The sequence below is a fragment of the Marinobacter sp. C1S70 genome, from assembly GCF_000475355.1.
Lineage (GTDB): Bacteria > Pseudomonadota > Gammaproteobacteria > Pseudomonadales > Oleiphilaceae > Marinobacter > Marinobacter nauticus.
The window spans coordinates 1-253 of record NZ_AXBW01000104.1; the positions used below are offsets into that span (position 1 = coordinate 1).

General features: G+C 56.5%; 1 protein-coding gene. It reads left to right on the top strand.

Annotated features, from left to right (window positions below; all coding sequences use genetic code 11):
• A partial coding sequence (locus tag Q669_RS19035) for a transposase (RefSeq protein ID WP_022993519.1) occupies positions 1 to 253 on the top strand: 253 nt, incomplete at both ends.

Sequence of the window (253 nt, forward strand, 5' to 3'; positions counted from 1 at the left end):
AAAACTGACCTTCTCGCCACTGTCTCGCCGTCAAATTGAAGCCGATTTCTCCGGTGGCCATATCACCTCCGATGCCGGCCTGCTCCTGCTTCGCGAAGTCGACAATCAACACCAGCTCACTCAGCGCCTGGCTACGGTGCTGGACGATACCCGTAATCCGGTGCTGGTTCGCCACAAGCTTCAAACCATGATCCGGCAACGGGTCTTTGGCGTGGCTGCCGGGTACGAAGATCTGAACGATCACGAAACGTTA